18 protein-coding genes are annotated in these 26,308 nt (G+C 56.0%); 9 read left to right on the top strand and 9 right to left on the bottom strand.

The genetic code is table 11. From position 1 onward, the window contains the following. Positions 1–2: 2 nt before the first annotated feature. The 6 genes from rplC to QWI16_RS00940 form a co-directional block, all read right to left on the bottom strand. Positions 3–647 carry a 50S ribosomal protein L3 gene (gene rplC, locus QWI16_RS00965; protein WP_302710844.1) on the bottom strand — a complete coding sequence of 215 codons (645 nt, stop codon included), beginning with the start codon at positions 645–647 and terminating at the stop codon, positions 3–5. A gap of 107 nt (positions 648–754) precedes the next feature. Beyond that, positions 755–1,066 carry a 30S ribosomal protein S10 gene (gene rpsJ / locus QWI16_RS00960; protein ID WP_020210111.1) on the bottom strand — a complete coding sequence of 104 codons (312 nt, stop codon included), beginning with the start codon at positions 1,064–1,066 and terminating at the stop codon, positions 755–757. Positions 1,067–1,440: 374 nt separating this feature from the next. Continuing rightward, entirely contained in the window at positions 1,441–2,844 is a 1,404-nt protein-coding gene (locus QWI16_RS00955) for an NAD(P)(+) transhydrogenase (Re/Si-specific) subunit beta (RefSeq protein WP_302710843.1), read from the bottom strand. A gap of 12 nt (positions 2,845–2,856) precedes the next feature. Further along, complete coding sequence (locus QWI16_RS00950) at positions 2,857–3,141, bottom strand: NAD(P) transhydrogenase subunit alpha part 2 (protein ID WP_302710842.1); 285 nt, start codon at positions 3,139–3,141, stop codon at positions 2,857–2,859. A gap of 9 nt (positions 3,142–3,150) precedes the next feature. Further along, positions 3,151–4,308, bottom strand: a complete 1,158-nt coding sequence (locus tag QWI16_RS00945) for a Re/Si-specific NAD(P)(+) transhydrogenase subunit alpha (protein ID WP_302710840.1) — start codon at positions 4,306–4,308, stop codon at positions 3,151–3,153. A 90-nt stretch (positions 4,309–4,398) separates the two neighbouring features. After that, on the bottom strand, positions 4,399–5,925 hold the full coding sequence (locus QWI16_RS00940) for a UxaA family hydrolase (RefSeq protein ID WP_302710839.1): 1,527 nt from the start codon (positions 5,923–5,925) through the stop codon (positions 4,399–4,401). Between the two features lie 207 nt (positions 5,926–6,132). Between QWI16_RS00940 and QWI16_RS00935 the strand changes: the two genes are divergently transcribed. The 8 genes from QWI16_RS00935 to QWI16_RS00900 all read left to right on the top strand — a co-directional run bounded on the left by QWI16_RS00935 (position 6,133) and on the right by QWI16_RS00900 (position 19,260). Beyond that, positions 6,133–6,900, top strand: coding sequence for a FadR/GntR family transcriptional regulator (locus QWI16_RS00935; RefSeq protein WP_302710838.1), 768 nt, complete (start codon positions 6,133–6,135; stop codon positions 6,898–6,900). A gap of 122 nt (positions 6,901–7,022) precedes the next feature. Next, entirely contained in the window at positions 7,023–8,435 is a 1,413-nt protein-coding gene (locus QWI16_RS00930; protein ID WP_302710837.1) for a glycoside hydrolase family 28 protein, read from the top strand. A gap of 301 nt (positions 8,436–8,736) precedes the next feature. Further along, a complete protein-coding gene (locus tag QWI16_RS00925; RefSeq protein WP_302710836.1) occupies positions 8,737–11,469 on the top strand; it encodes a TonB-dependent receptor in 2,733 nt (910 codons plus the stop codon). Positions 11,470–11,742: 273 nt separating this feature from the next. Further along, a complete protein-coding gene (locus QWI16_RS00920) occupies positions 11,743–13,134 on the top strand; it encodes a glycoside hydrolase family 28 protein (RefSeq protein ID WP_302710835.1) in 1,392 nt (463 codons plus the stop codon). 359 nt (positions 13,135–13,493) lie between these two features. Then, positions 13,494–14,477, top strand: a complete 984-nt coding sequence (locus QWI16_RS00915) for a family 43 glycosylhydrolase (protein WP_302710834.1) — start codon at positions 13,494–13,496, stop codon at positions 14,475–14,477. A 611-nt stretch (positions 14,478–15,088) separates the two neighbouring features. Continuing rightward, positions 15,089–17,593, top strand: coding sequence for a glycoside hydrolase family 88 protein (locus QWI16_RS00910; RefSeq protein ID WP_302710833.1), 2,505 nt, complete (start codon positions 15,089–15,091; stop codon positions 17,591–17,593). An 11-nt stretch (positions 17,594–17,604) separates the two neighbouring features. Next, positions 17,605–18,444: a 5-dehydro-4-deoxy-D-glucuronate isomerase gene (gene kduI / locus QWI16_RS00905; protein ID WP_302710832.1), complete on the top strand. Its 840-nt coding sequence runs from the start codon at positions 17,605–17,607 to the stop codon at positions 18,442–18,444. 21 nt (positions 18,445–18,465) lie between these two features. Continuing rightward, positions 18,466–19,260, top strand: a complete 795-nt coding sequence (locus QWI16_RS00900; RefSeq protein ID WP_302710831.1) for a gluconate 5-dehydrogenase — start codon at positions 18,466–18,468, stop codon at positions 19,258–19,260. A gap of 133 nt (positions 19,261–19,393) precedes the next feature. Here the strand turns inward: QWI16_RS00900 and QWI16_RS00895 are convergent, their stop codons facing one another. Next, on the bottom strand, positions 19,394–20,245 hold the full coding sequence (locus tag QWI16_RS00895) for a transporter substrate-binding domain-containing protein (RefSeq protein WP_302710830.1): 852 nt from the start codon (positions 20,243–20,245) through the stop codon (positions 19,394–19,396). 464 nt (positions 20,246–20,709) lie between these two features. Between QWI16_RS00895 and QWI16_RS00890 the strand changes: the two genes are divergently transcribed. Then, the gene (locus QWI16_RS00890) at positions 20,710–22,392 is read left to right on the top strand and encodes a carbohydrate-binding protein (RefSeq protein ID WP_302710829.1); all 1,683 of its coding nucleotides are present in this window, start codon (positions 20,710–20,712) and stop codon (positions 22,390–22,392) included. 33 nt (positions 22,393–22,425) lie between these two features. Here the strand turns inward: QWI16_RS00890 and QWI16_RS00885 are convergent, their stop codons facing one another. After that, entirely contained in the window at positions 22,426–23,373 is a 948-nt protein-coding gene (locus QWI16_RS00885; protein ID WP_302710828.1) for a sensor domain-containing diguanylate cyclase, read from the bottom strand. A 172-nt stretch (positions 23,374–23,545) separates the two neighbouring features. Next, complete coding sequence (locus tag QWI16_RS00880) at positions 23,546–26,227, bottom strand: TonB-dependent receptor (RefSeq protein WP_302710827.1); 2,682 nt, start codon at positions 26,225–26,227, stop codon at positions 23,546–23,548. Between the last annotated feature and the right edge of the window lie 81 nt (positions 26,228–26,308).

Genomic DNA, 26,308 nt, shown 5'->3' with positions numbered 1-26,308 from the left:
AATTAAGCGTTGCTGCGCGCTTTAACTGCTGGACGCACAATGACGTCACTTCCGGGAGCTCCCGGAATGGCACCTTTGACCAACAGCAGATTGCGTTCGGCATCAACTCTAACCACTTCCAGGTTTTGAACGGTTACACGCTCAGCACCCATATGGCCAGACATCTTTTTGCCCTTAAAGACGCGACCCGGAGTTTGACACTGTCCGATAGAACCGGGCGCACGGTGAGATAGAGAGTTACCATGGGTAGCGTCTTGCATATGGAAGTTCCAACGCTTCACAGTACCTGCAAAACCTTTACCCTTGGAGGTGCCAGTAACATCCACAATCTGGCCTGCCTCAAAAGAAGCAACCGTCAGTTCGCTACCAGCATCGAAATTTTCTTGGGAGTCGTTACGCAATTCCCACAGACCACGACCAGCCTCATTGTTGGACTTCGCGAAGTGACCTGCAGCAGCCTTGGTAACACGGGAGGCACGACGAGACCCTACGGTGACTTGCACAGCGCTGTAACCGTCGGTTTCTACATTCTTAACCTGAGTGACGCGATTGGGAGAAACCTCAATCACAGACACGGGAATGGAAACACCATCATCGGTAAATATACGAGTCATGCCGCTTTTGCGGCCGACAATACCAATCGTCATTTTACTAACCTCTTAGTGTACGGGGCTCTTACCCGCTATGGCCGCCCATTTCAGAGCGTTACACAAGCCGGACAAATTGTGTTGTCCGGCCAAACATTTACAAGTTTTTAGCCGAGACTAATCTGAACCTCAACGCCTGCAGCCAAATCCAGCTTCATCAGGGCATCAACGGTCTTTTCAGTAGGCTCAACAATATCGAGCAAACGCTTGTGTGTACGAATCTCGTACTGATCGCGCGCATCTTTGTTTACGTGCGGAGAGATCAATACAGTGAAGCGCTCTTTACGAGTCGGCAGCGGAATAGGGCCGCGCACTTGGGCGCCTGTGCGTTTAGCGGTCTCAACGATCTCCTGAGTAGAAGAATCGATAAGCTTGTGATCAAAAGCCTTCAGGCGAATCCGAATGCGTTGATTCTGCATGTGAACCAAACTCCAATAATTACTTTAAAGAACATTCCATCTCGGCAAAGCCACCGGGGCCCGTGCAAAATGGAGGCGCAATCTTAATGATCGGCCAACCGCCTGTCAACTGGATTTGAGAAAAAACTGTTAATTTTTTAACCAGGGAAGAAAAACCCCACAGAACCCGGTCGAGCCGGCGGCATCGACCGGTCGAAGGCGCGCAATTCTACCGGCTTTCGAGCCAATAGCAAGAGCCCGGAAGCAAAGCGAGAAGCCCCGCAGCCCTTAGCCGCTCATCGGGGGCCAGAGCGAGAAAACAGCCTATATAAAAGAAGCAAGATTCACCGGCAAGGCCTTGGGCGCCGGCAGGCGCCCAAGGGAAGGGGAGGAAGTCAATCAAGCGATCGCAGTACAGTCTCCACCATTTTCTTGGCATCGCCAAACAGCATCATGGTGTTGTCCTTAAAGAACAGCTCGTTCTGGACGCCGGCGTAGCCAGCCGCCATCCCACGCTTCACGAACAGCACCGTCTTGGCCTTTTCCACGTCCAGAATGGGCATGCCATAGATGGGGCTGGCAGGGTCAGTCTTGGCAGCGGGGTTCGTGACATCATTGGCGCCGATAACAAAGGCCACATCGGCCTGCTGAAATTCGCTGTTGATATCCTCAAGCTCAAACACCTCGTCATAGGGCACATTGGCCTCCGCCAACAGAACATTCATGTGCCCAGGCATACGCCCGGCCACCGGATGAATGGCGTAACTGACCTTGACGCCCGCCTTTTTCAGCTCGTCCCCCATTTCCCGCAGGGCATGCTGCGCCTGGGCCACCGCCATACCGTATCCGGGCACAATAATGACACTGCCAGCGTTCTTCATAATAAAGGCAGCATCTTCGGCACTGCCCTGCTTCACCGGCCGGTCCTCCACCCCGCCGCCGGAGGCAGCCGCACTGGAGTCACCCCCAAAGCCGCCGAGTATGACGTTAAAAAATGAGCGGTTCATCCCCTTACACATAATGTAGGAGAGAATGGCGCCTGAGGAGCCCACCAGGGCGCCAGTAATGATCAAGGCGCTGTTGTGCAAGGTAAAACCAATACCGGCCGCGGCCCAGCCCGAATAGGAGTTGAGCATACTGACCACCACCGGCATATCCGCGCCACCAATAGGGATAATAATAAGAAAGCCGAGCACAAAGGCCAGCGCTACCAGCGACCAGAACACCCAAGGGCTTTGATCCAGGCAAAAGTAAATCACCAGCGCCAGGGCGCCGAGCCCCAGCAGGGCATTCAACGCATGCTGGCCGGGAAAGACCACGGGCCTGCCCGACACCAACCCCTGCAGCTTGGCAAAGGCAATGACAGAGCCAGAGAAGGTGATCGCCCCAATCATCGCCCCCAGGCTCATCTCAACCCGGCTGGCGATAAAGATCTGGCCGGCCGTGTCCAGCAACCCAAAGGAGGCGGGGTTGGCATAAGCGGCGCCCGCCACGAGAACGGCAGCCATGCCCACCAATGAGTGAAACGCCGCCACCAGCTGGGGCATAGCGGTCATGGCGATGCGCGAGGCAATCAACAGCCCCACTGCACCACCGACAATCACCGGGCCGATAATCCAGCCGTAAGAGGTGATCTCCGGACTGAGAATCGTGGTGCCAACCGCGATGGCCATGCCCAGCATGCCCATGATATTGCCGGCACGCGAGGTTTCCGGCGATGAAAGGCCCCGCAGAGCGAGGATAAACAGTACCGCCGCCACCAAATAGGCAAACGACGTCATATTGGCTTGTAGTTCCATGCTTTGCCCCCGTTACTTCTTCTTTTTATACATAGACAGCATGCGCTGCGTCACCGCAAAACCGCCGAAGATATTCACCGAAGCCAGGGCCACAGCGACGCAACCGAGAATCTTCGCCTGACTCATGTCGGCAGGCCCGGCCGCGATCAGTGCGCCGACTACGATCACACTGGAGATGGCGTTGGTCACCGCCATCAAAGGCGTGTGCAGAGCCGGGGTTACACTCCAGACCACGTAGTAGCCAACAAACACCGCCAACACAAAAATGGACAACTGAGAGATAAAATCGCCGTGCATAGCGGCCTCCTATTTATTGTCAGCAAATGCCGGGTGGGTCACCCGACCCCCATGGGTCAAGGTGGTCGCCGCCAGGATCTCATCGTCAAAATCAAGCGCCAGACTCACCCCATCCTCGGTTTGCAGCAAGGGCGTGAGAAAGTTAAGCAGGTTTTTCGCGTAGAGCGCGCTGGCGTCGGTGGCGATCCGGCCGGGGACATTGAAGTGACCCACGACTTTGACGCCCCCCACCTCCACTACCTCACCGGGGCGCGAGGCCGTGCAGTTGCCGCCCTGCTCTACCGCCAGATCCACAATGATGGAGCCTGGGCGCATGCTGGCCACCATGTCGTCATTGACGAGTGTCGGCGCCTTGCGGCCGGGAATCAGAGCGGTACAAATAACAATGTCTTGGGATTTGATGGTTTCGGCCACCAGCTCCGCCTGGCGGCGCTTAAAATCTTCGCTCATTTCCTTGGCGTAGCCGCCGGCGGTTTCCGCCTCTTTAGTCTCCTCAGATTCAACCATCACGAAGCGGCCACCGAGGCTCTCCACCTGCTCTTTGGCCGCCGGGCGCACATCGGTTGCCGAGACAATCGCCCCCAGACGCTTAGCCGTGGCTATCGCCTGCAGCCCGGCCACACCGGCGCCCAACACCATCACCTTAGCCGGCGCCACGGTACCGGCTGCCGTCATCATCATGGGCATGGCGCGGTCGTACTCAAAGGCGGCATCCAGCACCGCCCGGTAGCCGGCAAGATTACTTTGGGAGCTGAGAACGTCCATGCCCTGAGCGCGGGTAATACGTGGCACGAACTCAAGCGCCATGGCGGTGATCCCGACGCCCGCGTAGGCAGGCACAGAATCGGGGGCGTTATAAGGAGAGAGCACGGCCAGAAGCAGCGCACCTTTGGGGATCAGCGCCAGTTCATCCAGCTCACCCTCACCCGCCACAAGCGGGCGCTGCACCTTGAGCACGATGTCTGCACCACGGTAGACAGAGGCAGGATCAGCTTCGATACTGGCGCCAGCCGCCCGGTAGAGCTCATCCGGCAGGCGGGCAGCCATACCGGCGCCAGCCTCAACCACCACTTCCAGCCCCATACCCACATACTTTTTGACAGTATCCGGCGTGGCCGCCACCCGCGTTTCGTGGGCACGACGCTCCCTTGGTACGGCTACTTTCATAGTCTTACCCTCTATTTTTATAATCAGTTGAGTTATATGAATGTAGGCACCGGCTCAGGGATGCGCAAGCGCCCGCATTAAAAAGGAGGCCTAGACAACAGCGCCTATTTTCCAGGGGTTGAATTCGGCCTCACCATAGCCAAGCTCTTCGCTCTTGGTCTGCTCGCCCGAGGCGATGCGCAGCAGCGTCTCAAATATCTTCTCACCCAGGCTTTCCAGGGTTTCGTCGCCATCGACCACCGAGCCACAATTAATATCGATATCGTCGCGCATGTGATGATAAATAGCCGTATTGCTGGACAGCTTGATACTCGGCACAGGCTTGTAGCCAAACGCCGAGCCGCGCCCGGTGGTGAACGCAACCACATTGGCACCCGAAGCCACCTGCCCGGTCACCGACACCGGGTCAAAGCCGGGGCTATCCATAAACACCAGCCCCTTTTGCGTCACAGGCTCGGCGTAACGATAAACGGCCGTCATAGTGGTGGAGCCGCTCTTGGCTTGCGCCCCCAGAGACTTTTCCAAAATGGTGGTCAGGCCGCCGGCCTTGTTACCCGGCGAGGGATTGTTGTTCAGTTCAAAGCCGTGAATGCTGGTGTACTCTTCCCACCAGCGAATGCGCTCAAGCAACTGTTCAGCCACCTCGGGGGTGGCCGAACGCTGGGTGAGGAGGTGTTCGGCGCCGTAGATTTCCGGTGTTTCGGAGTAGATGACCGTGCCGCCGTTGCGCACCAGGATATCGCCCGCCACGCCCAGCGCCGGATTGGCGGTGATACCTGAAAAGGCATCGGAGCCACCGCACTGAACAGCGAGCGTCAACTCGGAAGCCGGGCATTTTTCGCGCTCAAACCGGTTCACCAGCGGCAGCATCGCCCTGACCTCGGCCACACCCTGCTCTACCGCATTGCGGGTACCGCCGACGGTTTGAATATTGTAGGCCTTGAAACACTCGGATTCAGTCAACCCCGCCTGGGAGAGCACCCGGTCCACCTGCATGGTTTCACAGCCGAGTCCCACCAGCATCACCCCACCAAAATTGGGGTGAGCGACGTAACCCTCAAAGGTACGCTGCAGTAGCTCATAGCCTTCACCTTCAGCACGCATGCCACAGCCGGACTCGTGAGTCAGGGCAATCACGCCATCCACATTGGGGTAATCATCGAGCGCACCGGGGTAACTGAAAACCGAGGCAATCTGCTTGGCCACTGTGGCCGAGCAGTTGACCGTGGTGAGAATGCCAATGTAGTTGCGCGTACCCACCTTGCCGCTGGGGCGCCGAAAACCCATAAAGCTGGCGCGCTGCGCCTCAGGCACCATATCGGTGGCCACCGCATGGCGGCAAAACCCGTAATCTTTGGCAAAGTCGCCCACGATACAATTGTGTGTGTGCACATGGGCACCGGGGGCGATATCGGCGGCCGCATAACCGATAAACTGACCGTATTTGATGACTGCCTCGCCTTGGCGGATAACATCCACGGCTACCTTATGCATCTCACCGATGGGCTCAACCACCTCAAAGACGCGGCCGTCAACCGTCAATTGCTCGCCGGACGCAATGTCCGCAACAGCGATGGCGACATTATCCTGCTGATGCAAATGAATCAGTTTACTCACGACCACCTCTATTCGTCTTCTCATACCCTCGATAGCAAGAACTATCGCTTTTAACCATGAATTGCAATTTACCAGCTAATTGGTCAGACCGCAATAAACTTTTGGTATGACTGAAAAACCCTTATATTGGCTTGAGCAAAAAATGCAGGCTTGCTAGAATCGATCGGTCACACTTCTTATATTGCAAAGCAGGGCACAACAAACGACATGAACGTATCTCTGGATGCCGGCAGGCTCGCCGGCGGACGGCTGTACCAGCGGGTCGCAGAGCAACTGGCCGCCATTATCTCCGAGGGCGAATACTCGCCCGGCTCTCGCCTGCCCGCCGAGCGCAAGTTGGCGGAGCGCTTCGAGGTCAGCCGCCCCACCATTCGCGAGGCCATTATTGCCCTTGAACTGGCGGGCTTTGTCGAAGTGCGCGGCGGCTCGGGCGTGTATATATGCGATGGCGAGAGTGACAAACTCGCCAGCACCAATCTGGACGTCGGCCCTTTTGACATTCTGGAAGCCCGCATCCTTTTTGAAGGCGAGGCTGCCGAGCTCGCGGCCAAGAAAATCACCGAACAAGAGCTGGCCGAGGTGCGCGAAGCCCTGGAGGACATGGTCACGGAGAACGAAGGCGAACCCATCTGCGAAAAGGCCGATGAGCGCTTTCACATGCTGATCGCCCGCGCCACCAAAAACGACGCCATTGTGTCTGTCTGCAGCCACCTGTGGGCGCTGCGCAACAGTTCGCCGGTGTCCGCCCGCATCTTGGAAAAAGTGCGCCAAGCCGGCTCCAAGCCCCGAATCGAAGAGCACCACGCTATTCTGGAGGCCCTGGAAGCCCGCGACGGAGCCGGCGCCCGAGCGGCTATGCGAGAGCACTTGACCCGCGTGATCCAGCAATTGCTTGACGCTACCGAGGCCGAGGCCGTGGAAGAGGCGCGCCGCGCCGTGATGCACAACCGCGAGCGATTCAACCTGATTGGCTAAAAGTGCTGGCATCACCTCTCGGACAAATGTCTGACAAAAAGCCGGGTTTGGTAATACCAAATTCGGCTTTTTTACGTTAGTCTTAGGCCAACCGACAATAACAGCACCCAAAGAGGTCTACTATGCCCGAGATCACCCGCCGCGGCGCCCTGAAAGGGCTAGCTGCCCTGCCGCTTGCCGGCTGCGCCAGCGCACCCAGCACCAAGAGCACCAGGTCGACCACCGCCCCTTGGCACCTGGCTGACGAAATCGTCGCCAACACCACCATTCCCGCCTTTCCCGACCGGGCCTTCTCCATTGTGGATTACGGCGCAAAAGGCGATGACTCCACCGATTGCACCGAGGCTTTTGCCAAGGCCATCGCCGCCTGCCACGAAGCGGGCGGGGGCCGGGTGGTGGCACCCAAGGGCACCTTTCTCACCGGGCCGATTCACCTAAAGTCCAATGTGAACCTGCATTTGGAAAAGGGCGCTACCATCGCCTTTTACACCGATCCCAAGCGCTTTTTGCCGGCCGTCTTCACTCGCTGGGAAGGGGTGGAGTTTATGGGCTACTCCCCACTGATATACGCCTTTGAGCAAGAAAACATCGCCATTACCGGCCTGGGCGTGCTGGACGGACGCGCCAACCTCACCACTTGGTGGCCCTGGAAAGGCAATGAAGAATGGGGTGTGGCCGGCTACCCCAGCCAGAAAGAGGGGCGCGACAAACTCTTTGCCGAAGCCGAGGCTGGCGTACCGCCGCAAGACCGCCACTACAGCGAGGGCTACTATTTTCGCCCCCCGTTTGTACAGCCCTACCGCTGCCACAACGTGCTGATTGAAGGAGTTAAAATCATTAACGCGCCCTTCTGGCTACTCAATCCTGTGCTGAGCGAAAACGTCACCGTTCAGGGGGTTACCCTGGAAAGCCTCGGCCCCAACTCCGATGGCTGCGACCCCGAAAGCTGCAAAAACGTGGTGATCGAAAACTGCTACTTCGATACCGGCGACGACTGCATTGCCATTAAATCCGGTCGCAACAACGATGGCCGGCGGGTCAACACCCCCACTGAAAACGTGGTGATCCGCAACTGCCAGATGCGAGCCGGCCACGGCGGCGTGGTCATTGGCAGCGAGATCTCCGGCGGCGTGCGCTACGTGTTTGCCGAGAACAACACCATGAGCAGCCCGGATCTTGAGCGCGGCTTTCGCATCAAGACCAACTCGGTCCGCGGCGGACTACTTGAACACCTGTACATGCGCAACTGCACTATCGGTACGGTCAAGGATGCCATTGTCATCAACTTTCACTACGAGGAAGGCGATGCCGGCAACTTTGACCCTACCGTCCGCCACGTGGAGATTCGCAACTTAGTGTGCGATCAGGCCAACCGGGTTTTCCAGGTCAGAGGCTTTGACCGCGCCCCCATTCAGGACCTGCGACTGATCAATTGCCAGTTCAAGCAAGCCGATGATCCGGGGGTGATCGAAAACGTCGACGACCTGACCCTGCACAAGGTCAGCATCAACGGCAAGCCCTTTCGACTCACATAGTCAAAAAGACCAAAAGCGGCCCGACCAATTGCGGGCCGCCCCTTCCGCAAGCGGTTACCACGTTTTCACTGAGCCGCGCCGTCACATAATTCAACCTTTTTTATCGGCGAAATTCGGGCGGTAAAAGCCCATATTTTGTACTATAACTCTTAAACACTTACCCATCCTGGCCTCTAAATTGGTAATGCAGGAAGTATTGATTGGTTTACCAATTTGTGCGATTATCAACCCGCTAACATAAAAATTGGTCAACGCAATAATTTTTTAGCTCACAAACAACCATCGGAATGGGGATAGAATAATGAGAACTCCTAGCGTAAAACCACTGGCAGTTGCGATTGCCTTAGCAGCCGTTGCCACGTCTTCTTATGCCCAAGAAGACAATGGCGATGCAGGTATGCTTGAAGAAGTCGTCGTTACCGGCTTCCGGGCCGCTCAAGCAGCGGCTCTCGACATCAAGCGGGAATCTGCGAACAGCGTTGAAAGTATCATCGCTGAAGATGTGGGTAAGATGCCCGACCTGAACCTTGCAGAATCCCTGCAACGCCAACCAGGTGTGGCAATTACCCGTGAAGGCGGTGAAGGACGTAACATTACTGTCCGCGGCCTTGGCCCCCAATATACCCGCGTCACGCTCAATGGTATGGAAGTTCCCGCGAGCAGCGGCGGCCTGGATTCATCCGGTGGTGTAAACCGTGGTCGCTCCTTTGATTTTAATGTTTTCAGTGCAGACCTCTTCCGCCGCATGGACATCAACAAGAACCAAGTGGCCAGTATCGAGGAAGGCGGCCTGGCCTCGACGGTGGAATTGTATTCCATGCGCCCGCTGGACAACGCCGGGCTGTCCGCCACCGGCTCACTCCAGACCAATTACAACATTCACACCGGTGAAACGGACCCGCTTTTGTCTGGCGTGGTGAGTACTTCTTTTATGGATGACAAGGTAGGCGTTTTGCTCGGCGTGAACTACGCCAAGCGTAACGTACACCAAGAAGGCTTCGGCACCGTACGCTGGACGGGCCCCGCAGATAACTTTCGTGGGAATGACCCTGCAGGCTATGGCTGGGGCGATAACCCTGATGTCGTCATTAACGGCACCCCTAATCCAGGAGCCAACTACCCAGACTATCAAGACATTCAGGCGCAATACCCCAACCTGAGCCCGCTTGACTACATGTGGGCGCCGCGTTTGCCGCGTATGGATTCTTTCAACCACGAGCAAGAACGAACCGGTGTTTTGGCGGCCATTCAAGCTCAGCCTACCGACAAGCTGGACATGAACTTAAGTCATATGCGCTCTGAGCTTGAGTCCGACGTCTATTCATACAACTACTTTGCCCAGTTCCGTAACCTGCACAATTCAATCGTCCCAACAGAGGTGACTTTAGACCCATCCGGCCGCTACATAGCGGCGGGCACCTTTAACAATGTTGAGCCTCGCTCCGAAAGCCGAGGCCAATTTTCTACGAGTGAATTTACGCAAACCGTTGCCAATGTAAGCTATGAGTTTACTGACGCGCTTACACTGGATGTCATGCTTGGTACGGCTGAATCTGAGCATAACGAGCAGCAGTATCGCTACAACTTGACCGCGACCGAAGGCCACACGTTCAGCTACTCCTTTTTGGAGGACTCTGACATAGCAGAAATGGATTTCGGGTTCGATATTCTTGACCCATCGAATTACGTCTTTACCGGCCCAACCCACCGGGATGAAACGGTTAAACGCGAAAACCAAACCTTTAAAGTCGACTTAACTTGGGAGTTCGATGATAACGGCTCTAACCTGATGGTCGGTGTTATTGCCAACGAGCGCTCGATTGATTCGCGTTTTACCGATGACGCAGCGAATTTAACATCACCAAACGCGCCAAGTGCAGCAAACACCAACAGCCTGTCTGATGTTGTGGATAACTATGGTGACGGCATCGATGGTCCGAGCGGCTTCCCCACCAACTTCCTTGTTGCTGATTTCGACGTAGTTCGTAACGAATACAATGCCGGACAATGGAATGCTGAACCAAACGACAGCAACACCTATAAAGTGTCAGAAGACACTATGGGTGCCTATGTCGAAGGTAACTACTTTGTCGGCAACTGGAGACTGAATGGTGGCGTTCGTTTCGTTGAAACTACGGTAAACGGTAACAAGAGCCTTGAAGGCGAGCAAAGTTACACCAATACACTGCCCGCTATTAACGTGACTTATGAGCCGATTGAAGACCTCTTGTTCCGGGCTGCATACTCACAGAATATTGCTCGTCCAAACCCCCAGAACCTCGCTGGGGCATTCAGCTATACCCCCATTAATGGCAACTTCAGCGTAGACAACCCCGGCCTGAAGCCGGAAAAAGCGGACGCGATTGATCTTGCAGTTGAATGGTATTTTGCTCCGGAATCGTATGTCGGCTTGGCGTTGTTCCAGAAAGAAATCTCTGATGCAATCACCACGGTTTCCAGAGAAGGGACCCTTTCGCCGGTCTACCAAGCGGTCATCGCTCAGGATCCGGTGTATGACCCAACCGATCCGGCGTATGATGCCAGTGCAATTCCACCAGATAGTGTTTGGAACATTTCTGAGTCCACCAATGCCTCCGAAGTTGATGAGATCAGAGGTGTAGAGATTGGCTTCAACTATGTCTTGCCGATGGGTATTGGCTTCCTTGCGAATTACACCCACATCGACAGTGATGCCCTGATTACCGGACTGTCAGAGAACTCCTACAACTTGGGGGCCTTCTACGAGAATGATACATGGGCGGCAAGAGTTCTGGTCAATAGCCGTGATGACTATATTACAAGTTACTCCGGCTCCAATGCGAATGCTGAAGAAGGGACCACTGGGCCGACCCGCGTGGACTTCTCTAGCTCTTATGCTATTAATGAGCACTTTGCGCTGACTCTGGAAATCATCAACCTGACCAACGAAAAGGAGCGTTTGTACACCACTGGACCTGTGGGCGATCAAAACCTGGTTCGTGAATACAACACAACCGGTACAGAAGTGCTGTTTGGTATTCGTGCCAGCCTCTAGTGTCAAATTGCTGTCTTAAGTAAAACGCCGGCATGATGCCGGCGTTTTTTTGCCCGTAAACTTTTTGGCCTTACCGTGTTCGCACTCAGGACAATGATAGACAAGACATCCACCGGGATGAAGTGCGCCATGGCAGCAGTGGTTAGACTTTCCACGGCAAAATAAGCGGAACAGGGAGTTTCGCCAAGGAAAGCGGAGGATACCTTATCCGCTGTCCGGTAAAGGCTGGCAGCAGGTTCAAACTGTAAAACCATAACACCTTGGGAGAAACCAATGAAAACACTGTTCCGAGCGCTGACAGTTGCGGCTTTAGGGTTGGGCTTGTTGGCTGCAGCACACGTAAACGCCGACAACGACACCGATACCACCGACGACTGGGCCATGATGGATGAAATCCTGGCCGGTATTGAGCTACCAAACATCCCTGACCGGGAATTTGTCATTACGGATTTTGGCGCAGAGGCAGGAGGAAAAAAAGATGCCCTGCCAGCCATTAAAGCCGCCATCGATGAGGCAGTAGCTGCCGGCGGGGGGCGGGTGATCGTACCTACGGGTACTTTTTTATCCCAAGGACCGATTCACCTAAAAAGCAAAATTGACTTGCACCTGGCCAAAGACAGCAAAATTTTGTTTTCCGCCAAAACCGAACATTACCTTCCCATTGTAAAAACCAAATGGGAAGGTACGGAGGTGATGGGTTATTCGCCTTTGGTCTACGCTGCTAAGGTGCATGATGTCGCAATCACCGGCCCAGGAATGCTGGATGGCAACGCCAAGAGCCAGTTCAAGAAATGGCATAAAAAGCAGGATGATGATATTCACACATTGCGCACTATGGGTGCCACCGGCGTACCACTTGAGCAGCGCATTTTTGGCGAGGGCACATATTTGCGCCCGGTGTTCGTGCAATTTATGGACGCCGAGCGTGTGCTACTGGACGGCTACAGTATCATCAACGCGCCCTTCTGGATTAACCACTTGGTGTACACTCAGTCGGCCACCGTGCGTAACCTGAAGGTGGACAGCCACTTCCCCAACAATGACGGAATCGACGTGGAATCGAGCTCCAACGTCTTGGTGGAAAACAATTACTTCCGCACCGGCGATGACTCGGTGGTGGTGAAATCTGGTCGTGATTTGGATGGCCGCACGATTGGTATCCCCAGCACCAATGTCGTGGTACGCAATAATGATATGGGTGGCGAGGACGGCATTGGCCTGGGCAGCGAAATGTCCGGCGGTATCAAAAATGTGTTTTTTACCGACAATGTCTTGCGCCAAGGCTTGTCGGCCTTCCGCTTTAAATCCAATTTGGATCGCGGCGGCTTGGTGGAAAATATACGGGTACGCAATTTTACAGTGGAATCCTTTGACACCTTGTTCTGGTTTCAGATGTATTACCCCAGCAAGCTGGGTTTGAACTTCCCCTCCACTTACCGCAACATCGTCTTTGAAAATATTGAGGTAGAGAGTGCCGGCACCTTCTTGGAAGTCCACGCCCCCGCTGCCGCCCCCTTGGAGGACGTCACCTTCAAAAATATTGTGGTCAAATCCGTCGAGACACCCTTGATTCTGGAAAACGCCAAAGACCTGCATTTTGAAAATGTACAGATTGGCGACCAAGTAGTGAATGGCAACTTAAGCTGGCATGCCAAACAGGAATAGCGCTCGAAGACCAGGCACTCCCGCAAGAAGTGAGAGGCCGCGAAACGCCCCAGACTCTCGGCGCTAAAAGCCGAAGTTACCCTCAACCCCATTTTTGGGATTACAGCCAGCCCTCCTGGAGAGCTGGCTGTGAGGTGTCCCAGCTGATCTTCCAGTGCAGGCCACTGGAGCCCGCCTAAAACTCAAATACACTGCGATAACGGAACCGCTCTGAGCTCATTTTTACCCCTTTCAACACCAGACCGACCGAGCTATACTCAAACCGGTAAGGCCAATAAACTGCCAAGGTAAAACAGATCATAGACATTAACTGACCGAGCGCGTGTTGCTCTGCAAATGCCCAACCTCTGGATACGTCAATGAAATACGCTTTCTCACTACTCTTGTCACTATTTATTATTTCAAATCAGTCACTTGCCCAAAATCCTCTCGATTTTGGCAGTGACATTCGCACCGCCGACCCCTCGGCTCATGTCTGGCCGGACGGACGCCTGTACCTCTACACCTCGCACGACGAAGAGTGTCAACTGGACTTTTGGATGAGAGATTGGCATGTATTTTCGTCGGAGGATTTAGTCAATTGGACTGACCACGGTGCTGTACTGAGCGTAGAGGAATTGAGCTGGGCGGACAACTTTGCCTGGGCGCCCGATGCGGCCTACAAGAACGGTAAGTATTACTTCGTCTTCCCGGCAGGTACCGGCTTCAAAGACCGTAAGAACCCGGAGAACAGCACCAAGTGGATGGGCATTGGCGTTGCGGTCAGCGACTCCCCTACCGGACCGTTCAAGGATGCCATTGGCGGGCCGCTCTGGCGCGAGCCCTACGCGAATGATCCAGCCCTGTTTATCGACGACGACGGCAAGCCCTACCTGTATTTTCACGGTAAAGACTTTGACTACTACGTCGCCGAGCTTGAGGATGATCTGCTCAGCGTCAAAGGCGATTTTATCAAGATGGACATGGGTGGCTACGAACCAAAAATGGAAGGCCCCTGGGTGTTCAAGCGCGAGGGTCGCTACTACTTCACCATGCCAGAGAACAATCGGGTGCTGACTTACTATATGAGCGATTCGCCCACCGGCCCCTGGGACTACAAAGGCGTGTTTATGGAGCAGGAGCACCAGAGCAACAACCACCACTCAGTGGTTGAGTACAAGGGCGAGTGGTTACTTTTCTACCACCGCTGGCTTGAGACGCCCGAGTCCGACTGCAAAGCGCGCAAACGTCAGCGCCACAGCGCCGCTGAATTCATCGAATTCAATGCCGATGGCACAATCAAGCCCGTCCAGCGAACGGCGGAAGGCGTCGCCGACTTTGCCAATCGCATTAAGCGGAATTAACGGTCAGAGCATCGCCCGGTGGTTAGGGGATGGTTGCAGCTAGGCATAACATGGGCTCTTCTTTGATGATGGGCCAAACCGTCGCGCTTATACACGCCATCGAGATGTGGATTTGAACGCCAACCAAAAATTGGTAATACAGAAGCAGTTGTCTGGTTTACCAATTTATGCCATTATCAAACCACTGGCATTAACCATGTGGGTCGACGCCATTGATCAAACCGACCGACACGGATTCCGGTTGCACTCACACCGAGGAGATGGGAGATCATCAGGAGTTAGCCTAACAACCAAAGTGTCCGCCCTAGGGGCCGACTTTTGCTGTCAGCGCTTACTCCTTTAGGGCACTAAGAGTCTCGTCAATCTCCAAATGTTTTTAAGTGACAATGGGCATCGCAAAGGGTGCCCATTTGTTATCGGCGCCCGGTTGCCAGCGGAGTCTGCTTCGTCATCAACCTTTATTTAGAGCGCCGCAATAGAAAACCATGGCAGCCGGGAGAGTCCTTTTCACCCGGCAAGACAGAGCACTGGGGTGAAGGCTGGCGCCCGACCTGACCTCCCATCCTCTGTTTGTATCGCTAACCGTGCATCAATAAAAACAGGTAACTACTATGCCCAAACATGCATCTGTCGCAGCGCTGATCGCGCTGAGTTCGCTGACGTTAACCGCCTGTCAAAAATCGGAAACGCCCACTGCGCAAAACCCTACCGTTTCCACTGCAAGCAGTGCCGAGAGTACCGACAAAAAAACGTCAAGTATCGCCCGTATTACTCTGAGTAATCCCTCCGAGTTCTCGCGCGACGACGAACCCTATATGATCAGCTTTGACGAGCTGGGTATGGCGGCTGCAGACTCGGCAGCACTTGGTTTTGTGCATAACGGCGAGCCAATCGCCAGCCAGCGCATCGACCGCGATGGTGACGGCGAGTACGACAGCCTGTTTACCCTGCTGAATATCCCCGCCGCCGCTCAAATTACTCTGGAAGTACACGACGACATAGAGCCCCCGCAAGGGAAAAAGCGAACACAAGCTGAAATTTCCCACAAAAGCGGCGGCGCCTGGGAGGAGGACCCGGAAAAGCCGGGCAAGCAGGTGTATGTGGGCGGCGAATTTATCAATGTGAACGAGCTGACGCCGCCGCCTCAGCACGATGATCACTCCTACTTCATTCGCTACGAAGGCCCGGGAATAGAATCGGACCAAGTGGGCTACCGGATTTATCTCGATCGCCGCAACGGGTTTGATATTTTCGGTAAGAAAACCCACGACATGGTGCTGCAAAACATCGGGCAGGATGGGTTTGATTCCTATCATGAACTGTCTGACTGGGGCATGGACATTCTCAAAGTCGGCAGCTCAGTGGGGGCCGGCGGCTACGGCTACTGGGACGGCGAGAAAGTCGTGCGCGTCAGCGATGTCGAGGGCTGGGATACCAAAATTCTGGACAACGGCGAGCTCTACTCATCGTTCAGCATCGACTACAAAAACTGGAAGATTGCCAACAGTACACTGAACCTCAAGGCCAGTCTCTCCATGCACGGCGGCAGCCGCTTGGTGCATACGCGTCTGGAGCTGAGTCAGCCTCTGGACAACCTGGCCATCGGCCTGGTCAAACACCCGGGAACCGAGCTTATCGAAGGCAATGTCGATATTACCGGTAAGGCCTACACCTATGTCGCCAGCTGGGGCAAGCAGACCTTGAACGACGATCACCTGGGTATGGCCCTGCTGTTTCGAAACGCCGACCGGGATGAACAAACCACGGACGAGCACAACTATGTCTCGGTCATGGACGCTGCCGGTGAAGACGTGGATTACTATTTCCTGGCGGCTTGGGAGGGTGAAATCGACGGCCTGCAATCGCGCGAGGACTTTGTCCGCTACCTGGAACGCGAGGCGGAAAAGCTCACCTTACCGCTGCGCGAGAGTGTGACCACCGCTCACAGTGAAGCGCAAAAAATCTACCCCATAGACGCCGCACAAGCGCTCAACTGGAGCAAGCGCCTGGCCGACTCCGAGCTGGAGCGCAAGACGCTCAGTTACCACCACGACGGTTGGGACGTTAACCGTGAACGCGACCCCAAGTTTGAGTACGACATTGTCGGCCTGCTGCCTATGGCCTACGACGAGCTGAACAAGGTGGCTCCCGCCGATGACTACGCCCAGGTGATCACCAAGGTGACCGGCAGTTATATCAATGACAAAGGCGAAATCGGACGCTACAAACTCAGCAACTACAACATTGATTCTGTCGCACCTGGGCGCAACCTGCTGCGCCTGTATGAGCAAACCGGCAAAGAAAAATTCAAAATCGCCGCTGACACCCTGCGTGAACAATTGGAACATCACCCGAAGACCACAGAGGGCGCCTTCTGGCACAAGCAAAAGTACGACAGCCAGCTCTGGCTGGACGGCGTCTACATGGGCATGCCGTTTCTCGCTCGCTATTCCGTGATGTTTGAAGACGGTGCCAGTCTGGAAGAAGTCGCCAAAGAATTTGAACTGACGCGCAAGTATCTGCGCGACCCGAACACCGGCCTTTACTACCACGCCTGGGACGAAAAAAAGCAACAGGCCTGGGCCGATAGCGAGACTGGTTTATCCGGCTACTTCTGGGGCCGGGGCATGGGCTGGCTGGCAATGGCGCTGGTGGACACACTGGAGATCATCCCCGCCTCCGAAACCGAAATTCGCGAACCGCTGCTCGATATGGTGAAGGAGATGGCAGCGGATTTGAAAAACTACCAGGATGACAAGACCGGTACCTGGTGGCAGATCATGAACATGCCCAACGCCACCGGCAACTATCGCGAGTCCAGTGCCACGGCCATGTTCACCTACTTCTACGCCAAAGCCGTTCATCAGGGTTATCTCGGCGAGGAATATCGCCCCGTGGCGCAAAAGGCCTACGACGGACTGGTACGCGAGTTTATTACCGTACACGCCGACGGCAAAATCAGCTTAACCAATATTTGCTACGTGGCCGGCCTCGGCTTTGGCCGCGACGGTAGCTACCATTACTACATGAGCGAGCCGGTCTATGAGAATGACCCCAAGGGCACAGGCCCCTTCATTCTCGCCGGCGTAGAAATGCACAAACTTCTGCAACCGTAAGTGGAGATGCAATGAAGATTATCGAAGAACGTTTTGCCGTTCACAAAGACGACTACAAACACTACGACACAGAACAGCTGCGCAAGCACTTTCTGATTGAAAACATCTTCGCGGCCGACGAAGTGCTGTTCGTCTACACCCACTATGAGCGTATCATGGTCGGCGGTGCTATGCCCGTGAACACCACAGTGGCCCTCGAGCCGGTGTACCAGCAAAAAGCCGACTTCTTTTTACAGCGTCGCGAACTCGGTGCCATCAACGTCGGCGGTAAGGGCGCCATTACCGTAGATGGCGAGCGCTTTGAGTTGGGCACCAAAGAAGCTCTGTACATCGGGCGCGGTGCGAAAGAAGTGCTTTTTTCAAGTGAGAACGCGGCGCAGCCTGCCAAGTTCTATCTGAATTCGGCCCCGGCGCATCACGCCTACCCCCACAAAAAGGTGGGCATGTCCGATGCGAAAGTACTGGAAATGGGCTCGAGCGATACTTGCAACGAACGCCGCATTAACCAGCTGCTCATTGCCGACGTGGTAGAAACTTGTCAACTGCAAATGGGCATGACCGAACTGCAGCCCGGCAGCATCTGGAACACCATGCCGGTTCACACTCACAGTCGGCGTATGGAAGCCTACTTTTATTTCAACATCCCCGAAGAGCAGGCGGTGTGCCACTTTATGGGCCCGGCCGATGAAACCCGCCACATCTGGGTGGGCAATGAGCAAGCGGTGGTCTCACCGCCCTGGTCCATGCACTCGGGGGTGGGCACGGCCAACTACACCTTTATCTGGGGTATGGCCGGTGAAAACCTCGACTACACGGATATGGATTTTCACAAACCCCACACGCTGAAGTAACCGCTCAACACAGGAACGACTATGTCTACCGAACTATTTTCACTGCAAGGCAAGGTGGCGCTGGTGACGGGCGCCACTCACGGGCTGGGCATGGCCATGGCCATGGGGCTGGGTAAAGCAGGCGCCACATTGGTCATCAACGGCCACTCGTCCCAGGAAAAAGTCGACGCAGCCCTTAAAGAATACCGTAGCGCGGGAATTACCGCTCACGGTTACCTGTTTAATGTCACCGATGAAACTCAAGTCAATGAAGCCATCGCCACCATCGAGAGTGATGTTGGCCCCATCGATATTCTGGTCAACAACGCCGGCATTATTCGCCGCACTCCTCTGCTGGAAATGCCTCTGACCGAGTGGGAAGAGGTGATCAAAACCGACCTGACCGGTGTGTTCACCATGACCAAGCCCGTCGCCGCCCGGATGGTAGAGCGCGGCGCTGGCAAGATCATTAACATCTGCTCGATGATGAGCGAGCTGGGACGCAACTCCGTGGGTGCTTACGCCGCCGCTAAAGGCGGCCTGAAAATGCTGACCCGCAATATGGCCACCGAATGGGCAAAATACAATGTGCAGGTCAATGGTATCGGACCCGGCTATTTCGCCACCAGCCAGACCGAGCCGATTCGCGTGGACGGTCACCCGATGAACGAGTTTATTATCAGCCGCACGCCCGCCGGGCGCTGGGGCGACCCAGAGGATCTGCAGGGCGCAACGGTATTTCTCGCCTCCAAAGCCTCCGACTTTGTCACCGGCCAGATTGTCTATGTCGACGGGGGTATACTCGCCACCATTGGCCGGCCGGCCAATGAAGCCTGAGCATCGCATCGGCGGCCCTAAACCTGAGTATCCCATGCTTGGGTGAAGGTCGCCGACCACACCTAAGCACGAGGCAGGCTTACCCACTTTACGGGCGTCGCGTCAGCTTGCTGCGATCAAGTGCAGAGTTTTTCTAGAGCACCGGAAACAACCGGCTCGGGTTTTCCAGTTTGATAACCTGACAGAGAGGCCTTTGCGGGTGCCGCCGATCAGACAGATCTTCCAGTCGCAAAGTGCCGTCGGTGTGCATGGCCTCAAGACCCGCGCTCAGCCGCTCAATCAGTTGGGGCTTCTTGTTGGTCACCACAGGAAAGCTCGACAGCGGATAATAGATCAATAAATTGGGCACGATGCTCAAGGATTGGGGATCGCTTGCAAACTTCTGGATAATGGACTCGCTTTCCTCGACCCCCAGCGGTAGATAATCGATGTCGCCAGCCTCCAGCATGGCCACCAATTGCGGTAGATCCTCCGCACCGGTCACCGGCAAACCATTGGCTTCATAGACCCACATATCCGGCCAGTCACGCCCCTGACCGGCCTCCTTGTGCCGCAATCCTGCAGCATCGTCGATACCCGAGAACTCCTCCAACCTGTCACGACGCACTACCAGGTTACGGTAACCCAGTAGCCCTCCGGAAATGGGCACCGGAATCAACGTCAGGTCTTCCTCGGGAAAATCCAGATAGGGGGTGGGGACAATGTGGATACGCTCACCCTCAGTGAGCTGCTGGCGCCAGGTGCCGGCGGCCAATGGTTCGCTGGAAACTGCCAGCTGGTAGGGGCCAAACTCGGCGCGGGTGCGCTCGAGCGCGGCGGTAATCACCTCTACTTCGCGCTGCGCCCTGCCCGGGGCATTGCCCCCGACCCAAAGCACATACTCGGGCCCCTGAGTGTCATTGGTAGCAGCGGCGCTCAAGGGCAAAACCAATAGCAGCAAAACGCCGAGGCAAAGGCGCGCAAGGGAATTACGACTGTTCAACATAGAGTCCGGTCCACCTTATTCTCCCACCTCCGTCGCGCCGGTCGGCATTGTCGTACTGGAAAGCCAAAGTCCAAACGAGCTTGCAGCCCGCTGCCGCGCAAGCGCCTGCCTTAAACAAACGGCATTTGCAGCTCGGCACTTGGCCTTCCAAAAGGCCGGGGCTTGCGTAGCGCCCGGCAGAAACTCTCAAAGAATATCGAGGTGGCGCCAATCATAGCATAGGGGCCAGCCCCTGGGCCTAGCGCCGTCCACGGGAGACCAAAATCCTCATCGGAATAACAATTTAATACACATATTCCAAAATAGTACATTCGCGCCAGCTCCCGTCAAACTTGGCCCGGCGCGAAGTCTTACTGGTTTTGGAACGCCCCACTTCGACACAGCGAGAAAGTGGGGCGAAGCCTGCCCGCCGGCGGATTAGCCTCAGCGCCACCATAAAAAACGCACTCTAACGGAGGCACACTATGACCCATCCCCTCTCTTCATTGCGCCTGGCACTGGGCGGCGCACTATTGCTGAGCACGGCAGCCAGCGCTCAAGTCTTTCAGGCGGAAGATTACAGCGCCTTTTCCGACACCTCGGCCGGCAATACCGGCGGCGCCTACCGCTCTGACGATGTGGACATTGAAGCGACCAGCGACACCGGCGGCGGCTACAACATCGGCTGGGTAGAAACCGGCGAGTGGCTCACCTACCCCGGCTTGAGCATTCCCGCCAGCGGCACCTATGTCGTTCGCGCGCGAGTGGCCAGCCCCTCGGGCGGCACACTGTCGGTGGACCTCAACGGCGGCTCCATTTTGGTGGGCGAGCTGGCCATACCCGCCACTGGCGGTTGGCAGAGCTGGCAAACCGTGGAAACTCAGGTTCAGCTGGACGCAGGCACCTATTCGCTCGGCGTCTATGCCTCCACAGGAGGCTGGAATTTCAACTGGATTGAAGTTCAGCCCACCGGCGTCAACCCACCCGCTGCAGGTCAGACCTTTGAGGCTGAAGACTATGGAAACGCCAGCGATACCACCCCGGGCAACACCGGCGGCGCCTACCGCGGTGGCGATGTGGACATTGAAGCGGCCCAGGACACCGGCGGCGGCTACAACGTCGGCTGGGTAGATTCGGGGGAATGGCTCAGTTATCCCGGCCTGGAAGTGGCCAGCGCCGGTAACTACGAGATACAGGCGCGGGTCGCCAGCGGCAACGGCGGTGTTCTGTCGCTCGATTTGAACGGCGGTAGCACCACCCTCGGTGAAATTAACATCCCCAACACTGGCGGCTGGCAAAACTGGCAAACCGTCACGCTCAATGCCTATCTGCCTCAGGGCAGCCACAGCCTGGGGGTTTACGCGACCACCGGCGGTTGGAACCTCAACTGGTTGAAGGTGGTACCCGCCGGCGGTACCAACCCCGATCCGGACCCGGACCCAACAGTCACCTGGGGCGATGAGTTCGACACCATCAATACCAATGTCTGGAACTTTGAGACTGGCGGGGGCGGCTGGGGCAACAACGAGCTGCAGTATTACACCAATGGTAACAACGCCTACATCCAGTTCGACCCTCAAGCCGGCAGTAACGTGCTGGTGATTGAAGCGAGACAGGAAACCGGCGGCCAGTGCTGGTGGGGCGGCAACTGCGGCTATACCTCTACGCGCATGAACACCCGCTATAACCAATCCTTTCAGTACGGCCGGATGGAAGCCCGCATCAAACTGCCTAAGGCCCAGGGTATCTGGCCCGCATTCTGGATGCTGGGGGACAACTTCAATACCCAGGGCTGGCCGCAGGGTGGCGAGCTGGACATCATGGAGCATGTGGGCACCAACAACGTCACCTCAGGTGCTCTGCACGGTCCGGGGTACTCCGGCAACACGCCCATCACCGGCCACCTCGACCACGCCCAACCCATTGAGCAGACCTACAACGTCTACGCGGTGGAGTGGGACGCCAATGGTATCCGCTGGTACGTCAACGACATCAATTTTTACAGCGTCAGCCGTGCTCAGGTGGAGCAGTACGGGCAGTGGGTTTACGATCAACCCTTCTGGTTCTTGCTGAACGTCGCCGTGGGCGGTAACTGGCCCGGCGATCCAGACCACGCCAACTTCACCACCCAGCGTATGTACGTCGATTACGTGCGAGTCTACCAGTAAGCCGATAACCGGGTCCGCCCCTGGCGGGCCCGGTTAAATCTTTTCGCCCATCACCGCATTGCGCCCCGCCGCCTTCGCACGGTACAAGGCATCATCCGCGCGGCGCATCATATCCTGTACCCGCCGGTCATCTGCCGCGAGCACGGCGACCCCGGCACTCACCGTACAGCGGATACTCAAGGCTTCAAACTCAAAGGGCTGTTCACTGACCGCCTCGCACAGACGCCTGGCCACGGCCTCAGCTTCCCGAGCGCGGGATTGCGGCAAGAGCGCGGCAAACTCCTCGCCACCGATGCGCCCAAGCAAATCAACACTGCGCAAAATACCGCTCCAGCGCTGGCAAACCACTTCCAGCACAAAATCACCAGCGGCGTGGCCGAACTGGTCATTGACGGGTTTAAAGTGATCGATATCCAGCATAACGAGTGCCAGCGGCTGAGCAAACCGCCGGGCGCGCACGAATTCTTCCTCGGCGCTGTCCATAAAATGGCGGCGGTTCATCTGGCCGGTCAGCGGATCAAATGAGGCGCTCTGGCGCAGCGCTGCCTCCAGCTGTTTGCGTGGCGTGATGTCGCGGAAGAACCATACCCGCCCCAGATAGAGGCCGTCTTCCCCGCGCAGGCCCACCGAATGGCGCTCGACCACTCGCCCGTCCACCAGCGCCACTTCGGTGTAATCCTCTTCATCGGGCGAGGCATAAAGCTCCTGAACCCGGGCGAGAAAAACCTCTGGATCGCGCAACTGACTGAGCGCCTGGCCCATGAGCGCTCGCTCGGTCAGGGTACCGTCGGCGTCTTTTTGCAAGTGCAAGTACTCGGGATCAATCCGCCAGGTCTCAAGGAAGCGGCGGTTGTAAGAAACAATATGACCCCGCGCGTCTACCACCAGGATACCATCGGGCGATGCTTCCTGTATGGCCTTCAGCAAGGAGCGGTCGAAATCGGTCTGAGCCTTAGTCTCACCGGGAGAAGAGGGTTGCAATGGCGTTTTCCTGTGCATTGAGTAAGGTGGTGTTTGGCACCACTTACAACATAGCACAACTCGGGTGGGGAGTCGGCCTCAAGCGCCGTGACGCCTGAGGCCGTGGGTGTAAAAAAGGCGGGGCTAGCCCGCCAAGTCGAGGAGCCCTCGGGACAGGACTGCCCCGGTCGGGTTAAAACCGATAGTTGGCCTGCAGACCAAAGGTGCGGCCGCGCGCTCGGTAGGCCACGTCCTTGGCCGCGCCACCAAAGAGTTCTTTTTCGGTGGGTGCGTACTCGGAGTCGTAAATCTCATCGAGACAGTTCTTGCACCACAGCTGGAACTCAAGGCTGTCGTTAAGCACATAGGTGAGGCTGCCCGCGAGAAGACCGACATTGTCCTGTACATCCTGCCCGTCAATCCACCAGTAGCGATCGGCGGTATAGCTGTAGTCGATCTGGGTGATCAGGTTGTCATCACCGCCGATGGGCAGATCGTAACGTACTGACACATTGGCCGACTGGTGCGGGAAATTGGGCATTTTTTCGCCATCAAAGTTGTTCTCAAAGGCCTGTGCCGTCCCCTCTGGCAATTTCACCGTATTGGCGGTGCGAGCCATCAGCTCGGAGTACATGCGGTCGCGGATTTCGGTATCAAACTGTTTGATTTCGGACTCCATAATACCGACCCCGGCCGTGACCAGCAGATTGTCCGTCACCGCGTAGTCTAGGCTGAGCTCCACCCCGTTGATCTCGCTTTTGGGGATGTTGTACAGACTCTGGACAAAAATATTGCCGTCAAACTCAAACTGCTGGGCGTTTTCATAGCGCTGGTGAAAAAGCGCACCGTTCAGACGCAGCTGATTGCCGAGCAGTGTGGACTTGAAACCGACCTCAAAGCTGTCCAGTGTCTCCTGGTCGTAACTGTCCGCCAGCAGGGCACCTGAGGCGTTAAAGCCGCCGCTGCGAAAACCGCGCGCCGCTGTACCGTAAAGCGTCAGTGTGTCGCTCGGTGTATAGGCCAGCGATACTTTTGGCTGGAAGGCATCAAAGGTTTTGCTGATGGTAGAGCCGGCCGCCGCACAGTTTTCCGGGTCCGTTTCGGCGTCACACTTGTTGCCCACCCCCAAGCCGTTGGTGTCCACAGTTGGGCCATCGATACGGGTGACTTCGCGCCGGTCCACATCGTAGCGGCCGGCGAGCGTGAGGGTGAGAGTATCGGACAGGTCATAATCGGTGCTGAAAAATACGGCCCAGGCTTCATTGTCCTGCTCATTTTGGGTGGCATCGATTAAACCGTTGCACGTGAAGTCCGTAACCACCGGACCACCCGGGTAGGCGGGCTGGCAATCGAAAGGTTCACCGTTGGGCGTTTCCCAGGTGGAGCGCAAGGTATCCGCTCTGTCGGTCAAAAGCGCATAGGCGCCCAGCACATAGTCGAGTTTTTCCGCCGAGCCGGTCAGGCGAAACTCCTGTGAGAGCGTTTGCACATCATAGTACTGATCCGAACCGACAAAGTTGCCGGCGGCCCAATCTCCCAGCTGTGCACTGAAAAAGTCGCGGTCTACCTCCGAGTCCAGCCCCGCGATGAACTCATCGACGAAAGGCTCGGTAAAAAACAGAACATTACCCGTGCGATCATGCCCCTTGGTTTCGCCAGCCACACCATAGCGCTCGTTGGTATCGGTACTGTTGGTAACCGATGTGAAGGTGGCAAAATCAAAATCATGCTCAATTTTCAAGGTGCCCGTATCAATCGTGCGGTGAGCGGTAGGGTTACCATTGGAATTAATGGGAAACTCGTAGACTTCATTCGGGTCGGTTTCCAGGCGATAGAGGTTGCGGTACCACATGGCGCCAGCTTCCAAGCCATTGTGTGAGTAGCGCAAGTCAAAACGAGTGGCGTCGGTCGGCTCCCACAGCAGCTGTGCGCGAAAATCGCGGTTCTCTTCAAAGTCCATGTAGCTGTTGCTCGGCGCCGAGCCTGTGACCGCCCGGCCGTTTCTCTCATAGACGCGATTTAAGTATTCATTCTCAATGGTGCCGCCAAAGGAGCGGTGATTACCGGCAAAGCGAAACAGCAGCTCATCTGTCAGGGCACCGGACAAAGAGCCGGTAACTTCAAACAAATCCCCACTGCCGCCGCCAACAGTGAACTTGCCTTCAAAATCACTGGTGGGTTTTTTCGAGGTCACAATCAGAGCGCCACCGAGGGCGTTGCGCCCATAGAGAGCGCCCTGCGGCCCCTTGAGCAGTTCAATCTGCTGAATGTCGTAAAACGATTGAGAGACTTCCGAGGCACTGCCAATTTGCACACCATCGACAACAACGGCAACAGCCGGTTCTGAGTTACGTACGGAAGAAATACCGCGAACAATTAGGAACGTGGAGGTCGGGCTCAGGGATTCGGTGATGGCCACGTTGGGAATTCTTACCGTGATATCACGCGCCGCCTCAATATTTGCCCGCTCAATGGTTTCGCTGGAGAACGCCACCACGGTGTCGGGCACCTGCTGGGAGTTTTCTTCTTTGCGCCTTGCGGTCACCATGATTTCTTCAAGACCGCTGGCCGAAACCTGGCTGGCCTCTTGCGCCATTGAGGTCGCACTGCTCAAAGTACTCAAGGCTCCGGCTACCGCCAGAGACAGGTATTTTTTATTCATATCATCGCTCTCTCTCTTTGAATGATCCTTCAGTATGGTGAGCTGACCGTCTTCACTGACGGAGTATTCAAGAGCGGTTCCCTTGAGCAGGATCTCCAAAGCCTTGGCAATGGTGTATCTTCCCTGCAACGCATTGGCCGTTTCTCGACTGACACTGTCGTACGGAAACACCAGGGTCATCTTTGCCTGGGAGGCAAACTCGGTCAATGACACGTCAGCTCGTTGTTCGGGAATACTGAAAACAACTCTTTTTTGTTGAATGCTGGCTTGAGCAAAACAATTCATACCAACGCA

It is taken from the genome of Gilvimarinus algae (assembly GCF_030518215.1).
Taxonomy (GTDB): Bacteria; Pseudomonadota; Gammaproteobacteria; order Pseudomonadales; family Cellvibrionaceae; genus Gilvimarinus; species Gilvimarinus algae.
This window is presented reverse-complemented; position numbering and strand designations above follow the sequence as displayed.

What these genes read in the sequence shown, in the direction of transcription:
- QWI16_RS00900 (WP_302710831.1), top strand. Translation starts at nt 18,466, where the DNA reads ATGTCTACCGAACTATTTTCACTGCAAGGCAAGGTGGCGCTGGTGACG.
- QWI16_RS00955 (WP_302710843.1), bottom strand. Translation starts at nt 2,844, where the DNA reads ATGGAACTACAAGCCAATATGACGTCGTTTGCCTATTTGGTGGCGGCG.
- QWI16_RS00945 (WP_302710840.1), bottom strand. Translation starts at nt 4,308, where the DNA reads ATGAAAGTAGCCGTACCAAGGGAGCGTCGTGCCCACGAAACGCGGGTG.
- QWI16_RS00935 (WP_302710838.1), top strand. Translation starts at nt 6,133, where the DNA reads ATGAACGTATCTCTGGATGCCGGCAGGCTCGCCGGCGGACGGCTGTAC.
- rplC (WP_302710844.1), bottom strand. Translation starts at nt 647, where the DNA reads ATGACGATTGGTATTGTCGGCCGCAAAAGCGGCATGACTCGTATATTT.
- QWI16_RS00910 (WP_302710833.1), top strand. Translation starts at nt 15,089, where the DNA reads ATGCCCAAACATGCATCTGTCGCAGCGCTGATCGCGCTGAGTTCGCTG.
- QWI16_RS00925 (WP_302710836.1), top strand. Translation starts at nt 8,737, where the DNA reads ATGAGAACTCCTAGCGTAAAACCACTGGCAGTTGCGATTGCCTTAGCA.
- QWI16_RS00895 (WP_302710830.1), bottom strand. Translation starts at nt 20,245, where the DNA reads ATGTTGAACAGTCGTAATTCCCTTGCGCGCCTTTGCCTCGGCGTTTTG.
- rpsJ (WP_020210111.1), bottom strand. Translation starts at nt 1,066, where the DNA reads ATGCAGAATCAACGCATTCGGATTCGCCTGAAGGCTTTTGATCACAAG.
- QWI16_RS00930 (WP_302710837.1), top strand. Translation starts at nt 7,023, where the DNA reads ATGCCCGAGATCACCCGCCGCGGCGCCCTGAAAGGGCTAGCTGCCCTG.
- QWI16_RS00890 (WP_302710829.1), top strand. Translation starts at nt 20,710, where the DNA reads ATGACCCATCCCCTCTCTTCATTGCGCCTGGCACTGGGCGGCGCACTA.
- QWI16_RS00915 (WP_302710834.1), top strand. Translation starts at nt 13,494, where the DNA reads ATGAAATACGCTTTCTCACTACTCTTGTCACTATTTATTATTTCAAAT.
- QWI16_RS00920 (WP_302710835.1), top strand. Translation starts at nt 11,743, where the DNA reads ATGAAAACACTGTTCCGAGCGCTGACAGTTGCGGCTTTAGGGTTGGGC.
- kduI (WP_302710832.1), top strand. Translation starts at nt 17,605, where the DNA reads ATGAAGATTATCGAAGAACGTTTTGCCGTTCACAAAGACGACTACAAA.
- QWI16_RS00950 (WP_302710842.1), bottom strand. Translation starts at nt 3,141, where the DNA reads ATGCACGGCGATTTTATCTCTCAGTTGTCCATTTTTGTGTTGGCGGTG.